Annotated in this window: 17 protein-coding genes; 11 read left to right on the top strand and 6 right to left on the bottom strand. The window is 39.4% G+C overall.

Going from position 1 to position 15,919, the window contains the following annotated elements; translation table 11 throughout:
- Positions 1-424 precede the first annotated feature (424 nt).
- A complete protein-coding gene (locus ACIQYG_RS11665; protein WP_402838144.1) occupies positions 425-1,534 on the top strand; it encodes a D-alanyl-D-alanine carboxypeptidase family protein in 1,110 nt (369 codons plus the stop codon).
- A gap of 279 nt (positions 1,535-1,813) precedes the next feature.
- A complete protein-coding gene (locus tag ACIQYG_RS11660; protein WP_402838142.1) occupies positions 1,814-2,326 on the top strand; it encodes a DUF3189 family protein in 513 nt (170 codons plus the stop codon).
- A gap of 209 nt (positions 2,327-2,535) precedes the next feature.
- Here the strand turns inward: ACIQYG_RS11660 and ACIQYG_RS11655 are convergent, their stop codons facing one another.
- Positions 2,536-2,715, bottom strand: coding sequence for a small acid-soluble spore protein H (locus ACIQYG_RS11655; protein WP_034309749.1), 180 nt, complete (start codon positions 2,713-2,715; stop codon positions 2,536-2,538).
- 232 nt (positions 2,716-2,947) lie between these two features.
- On the opposite strand from ACIQYG_RS11655, the gene ACIQYG_RS11650 reads away from it, so the two are divergent.
- The 4 genes from ACIQYG_RS11650 to ACIQYG_RS11635 all read left to right on the top strand — a co-directional run bounded on the left by ACIQYG_RS11650 (position 2,948) and on the right by ACIQYG_RS11635 (position 5,449).
- Positions 2,948-3,400 carry a GNAT family N-acetyltransferase gene (locus tag ACIQYG_RS11650; RefSeq protein WP_402838139.1) on the top strand — a complete coding sequence of 151 codons (453 nt, stop codon included), beginning with the start codon at positions 2,948-2,950 and terminating at the stop codon, positions 3,398-3,400.
- A gap of 102 nt (positions 3,401-3,502) precedes the next feature.
- A complete protein-coding gene (locus ACIQYG_RS11645) occupies positions 3,503-4,375 on the top strand; it encodes an AraC family transcriptional regulator (RefSeq protein WP_402838137.1) in 873 nt (290 codons plus the stop codon).
- Positions 4,376-4,524: 149 nt separating this feature from the next.
- Positions 4,525-4,980, top strand: a complete 456-nt coding sequence (locus ACIQYG_RS11640; RefSeq protein WP_402838135.1) for an SRPBCC family protein — start codon at positions 4,525-4,527, stop codon at positions 4,978-4,980.
- Between the two features lie 133 nt (positions 4,981-5,113).
- Positions 5,114-5,449, top strand: coding sequence for a ribonuclease E inhibitor RraB (locus ACIQYG_RS11635; protein ID WP_402838134.1), 336 nt, complete (start codon positions 5,114-5,116; stop codon positions 5,447-5,449).
- Between the two features lie 473 nt (positions 5,450-5,922).
- Here the strand turns inward: ACIQYG_RS11635 and ACIQYG_RS11630 are convergent, their stop codons facing one another.
- Positions 5,923-6,669, bottom strand: coding sequence for a hypothetical protein (locus tag ACIQYG_RS11630; protein WP_402838132.1), 747 nt, complete (start codon positions 6,667-6,669; stop codon positions 5,923-5,925).
- 159 nt (positions 6,670-6,828) lie between these two features.
- A complete protein-coding gene (locus ACIQYG_RS11625) occupies positions 6,829-7,617 on the bottom strand; it encodes a hypothetical protein (RefSeq protein WP_402838130.1) in 789 nt (262 codons plus the stop codon).
- A gap of 814 nt (positions 7,618-8,431) precedes the next feature.
- Between ACIQYG_RS11625 and ACIQYG_RS11620 the strand changes: the two genes are divergently transcribed.
- On the top strand, positions 8,432-8,611 hold the full coding sequence (locus tag ACIQYG_RS11620; RefSeq protein ID WP_402838128.1) for a DUF4083 domain-containing protein: 180 nt from the start codon (positions 8,432-8,434) through the stop codon (positions 8,609-8,611).
- A 35-nt stretch (positions 8,612-8,646) separates the two neighbouring features.
- On the opposite strand, the gene ACIQYG_RS11615 is transcribed toward ACIQYG_RS11620, so the two are convergent.
- Positions 8,647-9,162, bottom strand: coding sequence for a hypothetical protein (locus tag ACIQYG_RS11615; protein WP_402838126.1), 516 nt, complete (start codon positions 9,160-9,162; stop codon positions 8,647-8,649).
- A gap of 276 nt (positions 9,163-9,438) precedes the next feature.
- Between ACIQYG_RS11615 and ACIQYG_RS11610 the strand changes: the two genes are divergently transcribed.
- Complete coding sequence (locus ACIQYG_RS11610; RefSeq protein ID WP_402838124.1) at positions 9,439-9,615, top strand: YjcZ family sporulation protein; 177 nt, start codon at positions 9,439-9,441, stop codon at positions 9,613-9,615.
- A gap of 68 nt (positions 9,616-9,683) precedes the next feature.
- Here ACIQYG_RS11610 and mleCBF read toward each other — a convergent pair whose 3' ends face one another.
- Both mleCBF and ACIQYG_RS11600 read right to left on the bottom strand, forming a co-directional pair.
- Entirely contained in the window at positions 9,684-10,526 is an 843-nt protein-coding gene (mleCBF, locus tag ACIQYG_RS11605) for a CBF family alpha/beta fold macrolide esterase (protein WP_402838122.1), read from the bottom strand.
- A 302-nt stretch (positions 10,527-10,828) separates the two neighbouring features.
- On the bottom strand, positions 10,829-11,605 hold the full coding sequence (locus ACIQYG_RS11600) for a 3-hydroxybutyrate dehydrogenase (RefSeq protein ID WP_402838121.1): 777 nt from the start codon (positions 11,603-11,605) through the stop codon (positions 10,829-10,831).
- A gap of 256 nt (positions 11,606-11,861) precedes the next feature.
- Between ACIQYG_RS11600 and ACIQYG_RS11595 the strand changes: the two genes are divergently transcribed.
- The 3 genes from ACIQYG_RS11595 (at position 11,862) to ACIQYG_RS11585 (ending at position 15,716) form a co-directional block, all read left to right on the top strand.
- Positions 11,862-12,809, top strand: coding sequence for a 3-hydroxyacyl-CoA dehydrogenase family protein (locus ACIQYG_RS11595; RefSeq protein WP_402838119.1), 948 nt, complete (start codon positions 11,862-11,864; stop codon positions 12,807-12,809).
- Complete coding sequence (locus ACIQYG_RS11590; RefSeq protein WP_402838117.1) at positions 12,806-13,981, top strand: acetyl-CoA C-acetyltransferase; 1,176 nt, start codon at positions 12,806-12,808, stop codon at positions 13,979-13,981. The genes ACIQYG_RS11595 and ACIQYG_RS11590 overlap by 4 nt, the downstream gene beginning before the upstream one ends.
- 64 nt (positions 13,982-14,045) lie before the next feature.
- A complete protein-coding gene (locus ACIQYG_RS11585) occupies positions 14,046-15,716 on the top strand; it encodes a sigma-54 interaction domain-containing protein (RefSeq protein ID WP_402838115.1) in 1,671 nt (556 codons plus the stop codon).
- Positions 15,717-15,919 lie beyond the last annotated feature (203 nt).

Raw genomic sequence — 15,919 nt, 5'->3', positions numbered from 1 at the left:
CCAGGCACTCGCTTTCCGCGGGCGGTCGGCCCTCGTCGCTTTGCGCCTGCGGTGTCTCCCCTTGACGCGCTTTTCCCGCAGGAGTCTCGCACCTTCCGTTCCAATCAAGTTTGTTTTGAAATATAGGTAAAACCTTTTTTGCTACAAACTCACCCTTCAGTTTGAAGGGTTTTTTCATGAAAAGATATTTAGTAATTTACAAGAAAATCTATTTAAAGGGGGATTAAATGGAGGCTCCACTAAAAGGGTGACAACCCTTATAAAGTTATTTCAGGAAAGAAAATGAAGGCGATTAACCGAAATGTTTCCAAAATTATTAACAGGTAATTACTTTTGTATTTCACTTTCAATAAATCAACTCTAAACATTCAGATTTATTTTATTATGACTATATAAGATTTTACTATCATCAAAGGAGCGGGATATGAAAAAGTTTTTCTTCATCTTCATTTTGGCTTTAATCCCTTTCGCCTCTACGACGGTAAGTGCAGAATCTGACTTACCCCTCAATAGTGAAGCCGGGATCATTATTGACGCGAAAAGTGGAAAAGTATTATACGAAAAAAACATGGATAAAAGTATGTATCCAGCCAGTCTAACGAAAGTTGCCACGGCTATATATGCTATAGAACACGGGGATATGGACGAACTAGTTACTGTTAGCAAGAAAGCAGCGAAAGCAGACGGGTCTTCGGTATTTATAGAACCCGGGGAGGAAATAGAGCTTTCCAAATTAATTGCAGGAATGCTGATCAACTCCGGAAATGATGCAGCCATTGCAATTGCCGAGCATATGTCTGGCAGTGAAAAACGGTTCATGGAAGATTTGAATGAGTTTTTAAGCAAAGAAATAAACGTCACCGAAACTCATTTTACGAACCCCCATGGATTGTTTGACAAAGACCATGTAACTACAGCCAGTGACCTTGCGAAAATTACCCAATATGCAATGAAAAATGAAACTTTCCGTGAGTATTTTGGGAAGAAGGATTTACCATGGGAAGTGGAAACATGGGACACAACTCTCATTACCCATCATAAAATATTAAAAGGCGAACTCCCCTATAAGGGAATAACCGGCGGGAAAACCGGTTTCGTCAGTCAATCCGGCTACACCCTGATTTCTACTGCCACTAGAGGAGAACAGGACTTGATTGCTGTCACCCTAAAAGCTCCTTCAGACAAAGTTGCCTACTCTGATACCAAGCTTTTATTCAACTATGGCTTTGAAAACTTTAAATCAGGCAAAATTGATAAAAAAAGCAAGCTTTATTCAGCGGACTACTCTAATTCCTACACGCTGAACGAAGACTTATACTATACTCATTTAATCAGTGATCAACCTAGTCTAAAAACGAGTAATGAGGGAATTCTTTCAATCATGAACCAAAAAGGTGAAGCAATAAAATCTTTTGACCTTAACACGGTCGCTGATGTCAGGAACACAGTATTGCCTGCCCCGATTAAAAAAGAAAGAATCAATGATAAGCTAATAAAATTTTCTGTCCCTTCTCTAGGATTGGGAGGATTTTAGAACCCGTTACTATACATACCCAGTTATAAATAATAAAAACAATAACAGAGTGCCCTTATCATCCTCGACTGATAAGAGTACTCTTTTTTTATTAGGTCTTGATGACCCGAGGACAGGAATATATTAATCGGACAGCACAAAGGTCGTGTTTATGGATAGGACAACTTGATTATGTGAAACATGATCATGAATTCAGTATATTTCCCCAAAATAATCAACTGAATTGGAAATGGAGTATATGACCATAATAGTATTAAAAAAACTATTAGGGATGATTTCATGATATATATCTATAATGATTATGGGGGTACGCATACCACGTCTTTGGCTGCCGCCTATCATTTAAAACAATTACCTCAATCGGAAAGAAAACTAACTTCGGAAGAAATATTAAATGTAAAATATTTTAATAAATTAACGAAAAAAGAGTTTGGAAAGCTGATTTTTCGCGGGACCGATGAAGATGGCAACTCCGTTTATACAATGGGACATAAAAGAGAGAAACTTGTTGTTCCGGCATTAAAAGAATTGACTTTACTTCTAGAAGGGAAATTTCATTTTAACGAAAAAATAGTATTCTCCAATACATCACCAACAGTGCCTATTGCCATGTCTATAGGGGGATATTTATCAAGAGTATTAAAAATTGATTTTATAGGTGTACCATTATTAATTATAGGCACCAAACAATGCTGTGATAATATTTTTCGTTTGGTTGAAAATACGAAACAAATAGGGAAAGCAGCGAATGGGGAAAAAGTGATTATATTAGAAAATGAAATATATAAGTAATACTATTAAAAGCTTGCTTAGCCCATTGAAATTCGTTTAGTGCAGGTTGTTAACTTAATTAGGAATTCAAGTCAACAATTGATGTTGGCTTTTTTTGTTTATGTTTCTGGATGGATACATGTTATTCAAGAGGTGGTGCATGTTCAATGAACTTAATCGAACAATAAACCACCACCCGAAAGTGGAGGTTTATTATTGAATCGAGGAAATTACTGTTCTTGTAAGCTGGTTACAGAAACACTTTGTTTTTTATTTGGATCATCAAGGGGATGGATTGTAGCTGTTCCATTTTGTTCATCCACGTGTTCAATGTAGATACTTTCCTCATTATAGGTTACATTAACCATATTTGGTGAAGAAGCAATTTCTTCTGCTCGTTGTGCGTTCATTTTAGCCACCTCCTTTGAATTTGCAACATGTTTAATATTTGTTCCGAATTACTTAGATATACTAGTTGTAATTAAAATTCTTCCAAGAATCCCTTATACCCTTGAACTGGTGCGTTAGCTGAAGATCGAGTTATATTTAAGGCAGCTTATAATTATGAGATCAACGCGGAAGGCCAGTTCGAAAAATTAAGGTATAATTACAGAAAATTTTAAAAGTTCAGGGGGATGTAAAATGAATATTAAAGGATTTTCGATTTCTACTAATAAAAAGTATTTAGATGCAGATGTAATACATAATTTTTTGAATCAAGAAGCTTACTGGTCAAAGGGGATACCAAAGGAAACAGTAATAAAGTCAATTGAAAATACGACCTTATGTTTTGGGGTTTATAAGGGTGAAATAGGTAATGAAGGTAGTGAACAAGTTGGATTTGCAAGGGTAATAACCGATTTAGCAACCCATGCGTATCTTTGCGATGTGTTTATTTTACCTGACTATCGTAAATTAGGATTATCAAAATGGTTAATGGATGTTATCACCGAACATTCCGAACTAAAAGAGGTTCGCCGGTTTATGTTAGCAACGAATGATGCACATTCATTATATAAAAAATACGGTTTTAATCAGATTGATAAACCAGAGCTATTTATGCAAAAAGTCCGTAAAACCCCATTTCAACAATAAGTACTTTTAAAACAAGGGATTAGACCCTGCATAATCGTGCACAGAATGTCGGATGTTTAGTTTCAACTCCTGCTATTCTGTTGATATAAGGGAGGTCATTGAATGGATTCGCTCAAAAATATGAATGGTGCCATTAAATTCATTGAAGAAAATCTTACGAACGAAATTGACTTTAAAGAAGTTGCAAGGCTAGCTTATTGCTCGGAATATCATTTTAAAAGGATGTTTTCCTTCCTTGCAGGTATTTCACTATCCGAGTATATCCGCCGAAGACGACTTACACTTGCAGCTTTTGAGCTTAAAAATTACAACATAAAGGTCATTGATATTGCGATAAAGTACGGGTACAGTTCACCAGACTCGTTTGCGAGAGCGTTTCAACATTTGCATGGTATCACACCATCAGAAGCGAGAAGTAATGGCCATTCACTTAAAGCCTATCCACCGATGTCCTTCCAATTATCCATTAAAGGAGGCAGTGAAATGAACTATCGAATTGAAGAAAAAGAGGCATTTCACATAATTGGAATTAAAAAAAGGGTTCCAATCATTTTTAACGGGGTCAATCCAGAGATTGCATCTATGTGGAAAAGTTTAGACGAGAAAACGATAAATGAACTTAAAAACCTATCGAATGTCGAGCCATTAGGGCTGCTTAGTGCATCTGCGAACTTTTCCGAGGGCCGTTTCGAGGAAAAAGGGGAGCTTGATCATTATATTGGCGCAGCAACAACGAGGGAATGTCCAGATAACTTAACACAGCTGAAAGTTGATGCGTCTACATGGGCGGTATTTGAAGCAGTCGGCCCCTTTCCAGAAACACTGCAAAATGTTTGGGGACGCATTTATTCCGAATGGTTTCCATCCTCTAACTATGAGCAAAGTGAAGGGCCGGAAATCCTTTGGAATGAAAATAAAGACATAACCTCACCAACATTTAGAAGTGAAATATGGATCCCCGTTATGAAAAAGTAAGCATAGCAGGAGAAGGGTTTACCGGAAGAGCTGTCTTATGGCAGCTTTTTCTTATGGAACAAACAGGGAAGGATAAGGGAATAAGAGGTAATATTTGCTTTAACGAGCTATAATGATGGGTAGAAAGTGCTTATATAAGGAGATTAAAAATGCCTGTTATTGAGTATCAACAATTTATTAAAGCACCAGTTGAATTATGTTTTGACCTAGCTAGGAGTGTGGATATCCATACTAAAACGACAGCGAAAACAAAGGAAATTGCTGTTGATGGTGTGACAGAAGGGATATTAGAGGAGGGAGATACAGTTACTTGGGAAGCCATACATTTTGGTATAAAACAAAGGCTGAAAGCCAAAGTGACACTAATGGAAAAACCAAATAAGTTTGTAGATATTATGGTGAAGGGAGCATTCCATTCCTTCGTACACACACATGAGTTTATAGAGGAATCAGGCGGAACTATAATGAAGGATACATTTCAATATAAGTCACCGTTCGGACCAATTGGAGTTTTAGCTGATAAGATGTTTTTAGAGAAATATATAAGAGCATTTATCGTTTCTCGTGCAAAGGCACTGAAAAAGATTGCCGAGAATATGCAATAACCTTGGTTTTAATGCTTTACATTAAATATCAGGGGTTGCTGCGGCAGCCTTTTTTTGTTCCACTAAACGGGGCGTTCAGTAAAATATCAAGAATAACTAATTCACTGCTCAAGAATGAAGGAGATCATGAATAATGAAATTATTCCCTAAAAAATTCCCTAACGATGAAGATGGGCAAGTGTTAAAAATGCTATATAAACAAGGTGTTGATTTTAATGAGCCACAAGATGTAGAATTTTTTATTGCGGTTCCAGATAAACAGAGTGGTGAAGCTGTATTAAAATCATTCAGAGATGACGGGCTTATTTGTGAATTGGAACAAGATGATGAAACAGAAGAGTGGACTTGTTATTGTTTACAAAAAATGCTTTTAAATTACGAAGAAATTATTGATATACAAAAACGACTTGATGGACTAAGTATACCTTATGGTGGGCAAACAGATGGATGGGGAGTAATGATTGATTAATAACTGTAATTGTTATAAAACTATCAGTTCTTGATGAACGAACGGGTGCTTTTGTTGAAGTTCGGAGCTGTCTTATCACCGGCACCCTGAACGTTAGCAAATGGCTCGGCTCAGCGGTACAACCGTATTAGGCCCGCGGATACAACCGACCTTTAATTATAATTACGGATCAAATCGTTTTCAGCGATCAGATCTTTTCTTTTGTTTTTATAAGAATAACACAAGTAGAACAAATGTTCCAGTGTAAATGTGTTAATTTATTACTTTTTTTCAAAAATCACTCTTGTAAAGGGTATAGTTGAAGAAGCAAGCGAATCATAAACCTAAGGTTGAGCAGAATGAGACAGGCGATGGGTATGTATTTGTTTCATGAAAATGTGATAAACGAAGAGTTAAAACAAGAATAGTTGAATTAGAGAGGTCAATCCAAGGGGATCAGAATGAGTACGCGATACATGTAAGGCTGACATGACTCATCCTTTTGGAACTAAAAAAAGTACTTTGATAAGCACGGTATCAAAGTACTTTCTATTTAACAAACTACCAATTCCATGACAAATGACACCCAAAGTCAACATGGCATTTTTTCTGCTTACAACAATGATCGTGATGCTCATTATCGCAGCGTTTTTTCTTTTTACAACAATCGTGATGCTCATTATCACAGCGTTTTTTCTTCTTACAACAATCGTGATGCTCATTATCGCAGCGTTTTTTCTTCTTACAACAATCGTGATGTTCATTATCGCAGCGTTTTTTCTTCTTACAACAATCGTGATGTTCATTATCGCAGCGTTTTTTCTTCTTGCAACAATCGTGATGCTCATTATCGCAGCGTTTTTTCTTCTTACAACAATCGTGATGCTCATTATCGCAGCGTTTTTTCTTCTTACAACAATCGTGATGCTCATTATCGCAGTGTTTTTTCTTCTTACAACAATCGTGATGCTCATTATCGCAGTGTTTTTTCTTCTTACAACAATCGTGATGCTCATTATCGCAGCGTTTTTTCTGCTTCCAACAATGATCGTGATGTTCATTATCGCAGCATTTTTTCTGCTTCCAACAATGATCGTGATGTTCATTATCGCAGCATTTTTCCTGCTTCCAACAATGATCGTGATGTTCATTATCGCAGCATTTTTCCTGCTTCCAGCAATGATCGTGATGTTCATTATCGCAGCATTTTTCCTGCTTCCAACAATGATCGTGATGTTCATTATCGTAGTGTTTCTTCTTACAACAATCCTCGTGATAAGACATAGAACCGTCACTCCTTTCTATCTTTTAAAATATAAATAAAAGCAAAGCCTTCTCTATTTAGAGAGGGCTTTTCTAGTCAAGACAAAACTAACATTTAAGTTGCTTATGGCGCAGCATTAAAAATTAAATGATGGTGGAGTAGTCGGAGAGTCACAACGACGGTCATTTACGTCGCAAATACCACCATGTGAATCTACAATAACTTGTCGAGTCACTGTAATTGTAGTGCGTAGTACAACCTTGACTAAAATGGCATCGGTAGTAACAACTCCCGTGCCGGTGACGAATGGAGTTCCTGCTTGAGTAAAGATTCCTTCTATTACAAATGGGGATTCTATTACTGTATCCTCAGGGCATGCACCTGGAAAATCTGTATGCTCCTGGAATGGTAAACTCGTTGAAAGTACGGCTGTTGCAGGAGTGGTTGCTCCTGGTGCCAAAAATGTTACCGTAATAGTTACAGGAATAAGCCCGATGTTAACGACTTTGTCCCTAATGATTGTCGTGTTACGTGTAACACCAGCTAGATTCGGTACAACAGCTACTGAAAGAATAGTGGAGCCTGCTGGAATTGCAGGAGTAAACGCGGTAAAAGGAAATGTTGCTTCTGCAACCTTTTGTACCATTTTTGAGCCTACAACTGAATTAACGAGGACACAGTCGCTGTTTAATGGTGCAGCAAGTTCGCGTTCTGGAGCTTTAAAATTACATTTGCAAGCAGAAACGTCATCAGACTTACAAACCTTACATGATTTTTTGCATTTTGAATGAGAATCAAATTTTGAATGAGAATCAAATCTTGAATCATTCTTGAATCTTGAATCACTCCCAAAACCCCAGTCGCTGTCGGAACATGCAGAACCCCAGTTGCTGTGCATTGGATTATTTTTACCGAAATTTCCCATGAAATCTCAATCCTTTCTTGTAACTATTTTTTTTCGAAAATGAAATGGAGTGTAGTATCGAACCGTACTAACCACTGCCAAAGTTATTTTCGAGTAGTTACAAAATATAGTATTAATAAAATAAGGCAATTGCTTGGACAGGTTGCTTATTTTTCCGGACAAACTATAAATATTTATAGGTTTATAATTTAGCATTAGCGGTTGTATGGAACGCGGTAAAGAAATGAACGAATATAAAAGGGAAGCAAAAAGCTAAACAATGAAAAGCAGTGCATACGAAAATAAAGATATAGCCAAAAAGGGCTTCTATGTTCGGTTTATACAAAAAGTGAACAAAGAAGTCCTAGGCTCTTTTTAAGGCATCCCAACGAAGTTTCGTTTCCATTACCGAAGTTTAGATCTATGAGGTTTATAGAGGGAAATTCAACCGTTAACTCTTTAATGATGTTCTGAGGTGATTTTACCGTTTTTCTAATTTGACTGGGGTTGGTAAAGGGGGTATGCAGGTTAGCAGACAAGTAAGAGATATATGCTATAATTAGCCAAAAAAGGAGAAATATTTTTGACGACGTTAATTATAATCTCTGTATATATAACTATTACACTTGTATCGCTCTTTACTTTCGCTGGGCCTTATTCGCCATTGGTTGGACTTGCAGTCGGGATCCCTATACATATTCTAATATTACTTACACAAATATATAAAGAAATAAAAGTGATATCTAAAAAGCTATAGTAATAGCTTTTGCCAACTCTATGTCCGTGCAGTAGATATAATTATAGTTATTCCGAAAAAAGAAAGGAGTGGGGGTATTTGGGTTTAAATATCGGTGATTTAGTATATCAACTTATTATGTTTATTTTGTTGTTTGGTATGATTTTTGCGATTTACTTTTTTGTTCGTTCTCTTCTTGCAAGGTCAAACAAATCCAATAGAATGGAACAAAAACTTGATAGAGTTATTGAGCTGCTTGAAAAGGATAAAAGAGATTAATTTCTTTATATCCTTTTCATTTTTTTGTTCCCTGATCAAGAAGTCGGATATACTTTAGTGATTTCATCTAGTGTAAAAAAGGTTATAGAGCATATAACCGCAAAGATAAAGAAACCCCCCGGGTCAATAAAGTATGTAGCCAATCCGAAACCAATATGTATTAATCCAGATAACCAGAAACGAATATTGTAAAACTTCATTGAGATAAATTCAGCCATCAGTGAGACTGGTAAGCCATACAGGAAATTTCCAATTAAACTATAAAAAAGCACAACCATAATGATCAGGAAATCTCCATCCAATTTAAAGGATGGTTCTTCAAAAATCGAAACTAGAAATAAACCAATTGTAAAGGTCACTGATGAGTAGAAGGCCACTTTGATTTTTCTGAATTTGTCTTTAAACAGAAGCTTCCTAATGACAGGAAATACGAACGCGATCGTTATAATAGCGAGTATAGTTTTAATTAGTATGGGTGTAGATGAAACGAGTACTATTGTTAGCAGAACAGCCATGGAAAAAACAAGAATATAAGAATTTCCTTTTATCATAAATACCTCGGACCTTTTTACCTTCATTGTGCAATAAGCTGAAGTTAGTGGGAATTAGATGTCGCGAACAAATTTCAATGAATGAATAAGTTGTCGGGCAGAGCTGCATGAAATCTCCAAACAGTAAAATTACGTGCGGATATACTGTTAATTTTAGTTCGTGAGGGTGGTTAAAAAAAAGTTTCCGGTGATTTTTGTGTCATTATCCTAATTAGAACATAAGTTGAATTAACCCATTTAATTTTTTCCTCCTAAACAAATAAGGAGATGTTTCTATTGTCAAATTGTGGTCATGATTCAAATTGCGGTAACGATATTGGTGGATTTGGTGGCGGTTTCGCTTTTATAGTCGTATTGTTCATCCTTTTAATCATCGTTGGAGCTGCTTGTTTCGGCGGCGATGGAGGTAACGATTGCTGTTATCCCGTTCAAGGATATGGCGGTTTCTGCTAACAAATGTATAAAGAAAAGCCGACCTTTATTGGTCGGCTTCTTTTATGCTGATTTATTCGCTTATTCCTTTATCGCGAAGTAAGCTTCATGACTGAATCGATAATTATATCCCAGTCTTCACTATGAATTTCATGCCCTGATCCATCAAGAGTCACTAATTTAGCTTGAGGGATGGCTTTCGCAAGAGCAAGCCCGTGCTCGTAAGGCAAGGCTGGATCTTCTGTGCCATGAATGATGAGGACAGGTACGGAGATCTCACCCATTCGATCGAAATATTCGTCCCCGCCAGCAAGCATGGCATGATTGAATCTGCTCGGTAGCTGTTTGGCACGGTCCGCCTCTCTTGTTGCCAGTTTATGCATTCTTTCCTGCTCATAAGGTTTGGAACCGGCTAAAGTTTTCCATCCATCCGCAAGAAAAGCGATGACCGCCTCTCGATTTGACCAATCTATGGAAGCACTCATTGCATGATGATCCAATATGCTCTGGTCCATTGGAGGCAGTTTTTCCATTACAGTCCCGAACACACTTGATGCAATTAGCGTAAGTGTAGTTACGCGTTCCGGATATCTTAAGGCAAGAATCTGGCCGACCATACCGCCTAGGGACATTCCAACGATAGAAGCCCGCCCTGTGGAATAAGCGTCCAGGACACCTGCGGCATCGTCAGCCAAATCCGTTATTGTATAGTTGGAGGTACCGGGTTCATAAACGGTAGATCGTCCGAGATCCCGATGATCGTAGCGAATGACGAACCTCCCCGAATCGGCGAGGCGGAGACAGAATTCATCATCCCACCAGTCTAATGAAGACATCGCACCCATGATCAATAGCACGGCAGGGTCCTTAGGGTTCCCAAAGCTTTCTGTACATATATCCACTTTATTTATTTTCAGTATCTGTTCACTCATGTTTTTTACCTCCGTATTAAATATTATCCAATAGCCGTTACCATGGCGCAGATCAATATATACTTTCCGGAGCATGATGATTGGCCTGCGCTTTTAATTATCGCAGTCTAACCCACTTAATAATCATGACGCGGCCTCCTTTTAATATTTGTAAAAAGGGAGGTATCCCTATATTACTTTAACATGGCGGATTTCTTTGTGCCACCAAATTTTCCCACATTTCCATGCGGACAGAAAACCCCGAATACAGAGCACCTTTTTTGGTGCCATTTATTCGGGGTTTTTAACATGCATTTTCGTTTTTATTGAGCTGTATATCCGCCATCTAACACGGCTGCCTGGCCTGTGATGCCCCGTGCCTTGTCGCTTGCGAGGAAAATGGCGTAGTCGGCAATTTCGCTTACATCGAGTAAGCGGTTTTGTGGGACAAGCGGATAGATGACCTCTTCCAAAACGCTTTCTAGCGGTACTTGTCTTGTTTTAGCCAGGTCCTCCAATTGACCGCGGACGAGAGGCGTGTCTACGTATCCTGGGCAAAGGGCATTGACGGTTATGCCAAAAGAGGCGCTTTCCAAGGCGGCGACTTTCGTCAAGCCGATTACACCGTGTTTGGCACTATTGTACGCTGCTTTGTTGGCGAATCCAATCAGACCGTTAATGGAAGAGATGTTGATGATTCTGCCGAAGCCTTGTTCTTTCATGATTGGCAAAACGTTCTTAATTGAGATGAATGGCGCGGTCAGCATGATTTTGATCATCAGTTCGAATTTTTCAGTTGGAAACTCTTCAATTGGTGCAACATGCTGAAGGCCGGCGTTATTGATGAAAATATCTATTCGTCCATATTTGTCTTTAGCTTGTTTGATTAGTTGGATAATATCCTCTTCACTTGTTACGTCAGCTTTTAAGCCGATAACCTCCAAGCCGTTGTTCCTTAGGTCTAGAGCAGCTTTTTCAACTGTGTTTTGATCAAGATCGGACAAAACGACCTTTGCTCCATTTTCAGCAAATATCTTTCCAATCTCAAAGCCGATTCCTCTAGCAGATCCGGTAATTATCGCCACTTTATCTTTAACCATATTACATTCCTCCAATAAAAAATGTAATGGTCCAGGTCTGTCATTTTATGTCGTAAACAGGGAATATTCCAGAGAGTAAACTCCATTGGAAATATAAAGGGAAGGTTATAAAAATATGGTTTAGGTTAATGAGTAAGAGTCTATCATGATTTTCAAGATAAAAAAAGAATTTTATTTCCCCTTATCGTTGGCATGGATATTGCATATATAAAAAGGTGAGTAAATAAAGGTAATTGAAACGGAAAGGGGAAGCTGGATGATTAAAAAAATAGCCATTATCGGTTCAGGTGTAATGGGTAGTGGAATCGCTCAGTCTTTTGCAGTTAGCGGATATATCGTCACCATTAACGATATAAAGGAAGAGTTGCTATACCATGCCCAAAATCGAATTTCTGAGAATCTATCACTGCTCATTGAAGAAGGGGCTTTGACTGATAAGGAAAAGCAAGGTGCTTTAGCGAATATTACATACAGTGTAGATTTGGAAGGGGCAGTAAGGGATGCTGATTTTATCATTGAGGCAATTCCGGAAGTCATCGAGCTGAAATTAAATCTATTTCAGCAACTGGAGGAAATAATCAAACCGGATGCAATTGTTGCTTCAAATACATCGACCTTTCCGATTACTCAATTGATGGAGAAGGCCTCGTTTGCGGAGCGAATGGTCATCACACATTTCTTTAATCCTGGCCATTTGGTTCCATTGGTTGAAATTGTTCAGCATGAGGAAACGAAGCCGGAAATCGTCAAGACAACAATGGATTTAATGCGTAAAATCGGCAAGTCTCCGATTCTCTTGAAAAAAGAAATAGCAGGATTCATTGCCAATCGTCTCCAGACTGCCTTGATGCGGGAAGCCTTTTATTTATTGAAAGAAGGCGTTGCCGATGCTGAGGATATCGATACGGCGATAACGGCTGGACCAGGTTTTCGATGGGCATTTACCGGGCCGATCGAGATTGCTGATTTTGGCGGACTTGATACATGGCAGCGCGTTTTCGATAATGTTTCACCTGTATTGGACCAGAGTAAGGAAGCCCCTGATTTGATTCGTGATTTGGTGGCTGAGGGAAAGCTTGGGACGAAGTCGGGAGAAGGCATTTTTACGTATGAAGAATCTACCGTTTCTCAAAAAATCAATGAGAGGGACCGCAATTTTATTAAACTGGGAAAATTAAAAATGGAGAAGGAGGAAGTATTATGAGAGAAGTAGTGATTGTAGGGGCAGCAAGAACACCAGTTGGTGCGTTTGGAGGCAGTCTTGCCAATGTTTCGGCGGTTGACTTGGGAGTTGTGGCCGCTAAGGAAGCGATTAAGCGTGCAAATATCTCGGCTGACATGATCGATGAGGTATTGGTTGGAAATATTCTATCTGCTGGATTAGGGCAAAATGTGGCACGTCAGGTTGCGATTCATGCAGGAATTCCGGAAACAACGCCGGCCATGGCGATTAATAAACTTTGCGGATCTGGCCTCCGTACGGTCATAATGGGAGCGCAATTCATTGCCCTTGGTGATGCCGATGTGATTCTTGCCGGCGGTATTGAGAGCATGAGCAATGCCCCGTATTTACTGCCAAATTATCGTTTTGGGCAGAAAATGGGCAATGCCGAAGCAGTCGATTCTATGACTTATGACGCCTTAACGGATGTTTTCAATCAATATCATATGGGCGTGACTGCGGAAAATATTGCCGAGCAGTGGGGAATCAGCCGGGAAAAGCAGGATGAATTTGCTTTAAATAGCCAAATGAAAGCTGAAAAGGCACAGCTTGAAGGACGATTTGCAGAGGAAATCGTACCTGTTGAATATAAACGCAGAGGAAAGACGATCTTGGTGGACCAAGATGAACACCCACGTCATGGGCTGACGATAGACCAGCTAACGAAGCTGCGTCCTGCATTTAAGGAAAATGGAACGGTTACGGCAGGAAATGCATCCGGAATCAATGATGGGGGTGCGATGTTAGTCCTGATGTCTAAAGAAAAAGCGGACGAGCTCGGACTGGAAGCATTAGCGACAATCAAGACATATGCAAACGCCGCGCTTGATCCGAAAATCATGGGATACGGTCCAGTTCCTGCGACAAGGAAAGCTTTGGCAAAAGCGGGATTGACAATAGATGATATTGATTTGATGGAAGTGAATGAAGCCTTTGCGGCACAGTCACTCGCTGTGCTTAAGGATCTTGAACTGAAGCCGGAGAAAGTGAATGTGAATGGCGGGGCGATTGCCCTGGGTCATCCGGTAGGCGCTTCCGGTGCCCGCATCTTAGTGACTTTATTGTATGAAATGAAGCGACGCGATGCCAAAACAGGCCTTGCCACCTTATGTATCGGCGGCGGACAGGGAACTGCGCTGATTGTGGAACGGTAATGACTTGGCCCCATTTTCCTATGATATAATGGAGGAAACTTCAGACGGGTTAAGGAGAATAGGAATGGCCAGCGATAATGAAACTATTCAATTGGAATTAGTGAAAGCGATATTGGAAGAATTGCCTTTTGGTGTTTTGGTAACGAAAAACGAAAAAGAAATCGTTCTATGCAATCGCGTATTATCCGAGGCTTTTGCTGAGAATCAATTTGATCGGCAAATAAATTTGATTTTAGAAAAAAACCTTGTACCAGCTGTAAATACTCCGATCCGTTTGAATGATAATAATGGGATCGTCAGAAAAGCCATCATTCAAATGGGTGATGCGGAGTATCAGATTTACCTCCTATTATTTACAAATAATAAAAGTGATTTTCTTAATATCGATAATCATGAAGAACTTCTGTTTAAGGATATTATCGAGTTTGCCTATGACGGCTTGGTGATGGTCGATACGGAAGGGTATGTCCAAATGCTGAGCCACGCTTATGCGGATTTTCTTGGGGTCGATCAGGAAAGCTCCATAGGGAAACATGTAACGGAGGTCATTGAAAACACCCGTATGCATGTGGTCGCCAAAACTGGCAAGCAAGAGGTCGCTGAATTACAAAAAATTAAAGATAATTATATAATTGCGACCCGCTCCCCGATAAGGAAACAAGGTAAGTTAATAGGGGCGGTCGGGAAGATTCTTTTTAAGAATGTCGGGCAATTTACGGCTCTTTCCAAGCGGATAAATTCACTTGAAGTAGAGCTGAAAAAGTACAAAGGCGATTTTCGCGAGAGAAATAAGGCCTCATATACGTTTGATCATTTGATGGGAAGAAGTCCCGCTTTCATGGAAGTGAAAGGTCAAGCCCAAATTGCTGCTAAAAGCGACTCGAATGTATTGATTTTGGGCGAAAGCGGAACAGGTAAGGAGCTGTTTGCCCATTCCATTCATAATGACAGCAGACGGGCCATGGGTGTGTTTGTCAAAGTGAACTGTGCCGCCATCCCGGCGGAGCTGCTGGAGTCAGAACTATTTGGCTATGAAGAGGGTTCTTTCACTGGTGCAAAAAAAGGCGGAAAAGCTGGCAAGTTCGAAGCGGCTGAAGGCGGGACGATTTTTCTGGATGAAATCGGCGAGTTGCCACTGCATATGCAGGTGAAGCTGCTCCGTGTTTTACAAGAAAAAGAGATTGAGAGGGTCGGTTCTACGGGAAGTATTCCGATTGATGTACGGGTAATCGCTGCAACGAACCGTAATCTGGAGGAAATGGTCTCGAAAGGGGAATTCCGGCTTGATATGTATTACCGATTGAAAGTTTTGCAAATCCAAGTTCCTTCGTTAAGGGAGCGACCGGAGGACATTGAAATACTGGTAAATCATTTTGTTGAAAAGTACCAGAACCTTATGAAGAAACGCGTAACGGGGATGAGCGATCAAGCCTTACGGCTGCTGCGTCATTATAAATGGCCGGGTAATATTCGCGAGTTGGAGAATATCATTGAACGCGCAATGAATATAGTTGAAGAAGGGGAAATGATACGTTCCAAGCATCTCCCTAAAGAAATAACGGGTCATAAAGAAGCAGTCTCGATCCGCACTTTAGCTGAAGTAATGGATGAAACCGAACGGGCTGCAATCGTTTCCTGTTTGGAAATGACTTCTGGTAATAAATCAGAAACGGCAAAGAGACTCGGAGTGAGTCGAACAACACTGTACGAAAAAATGAATAAATATGGTTTATGATTGTAGAAAGTACCCTTTGCCAAAGGGTCCAGACTGTAGGAAAATTCGAAGAAAATCGAGTTTGCCTGCAGTTTTTTTATTTTAAAAACGTTCAAAGTGCTTTCAGGAATTTGCCTGAAGTGAACGCAATGTTTCATTTAAATACCCCACCCCCATAAGCTTTTACTAGCAAATATTTTAGTGTGTTAGGAAATCCGTACATA

It is taken from the genome of Peribacillus sp. NPDC096622, from assembly GCF_044762665.1.
Lineage (GTDB): Bacteria > Bacillota > Bacilli > Bacillales > DSM-1321 > Peribacillus > Peribacillus frigoritolerans_B.
This window is presented reverse-complemented; position numbering and strand designations above follow the sequence as displayed.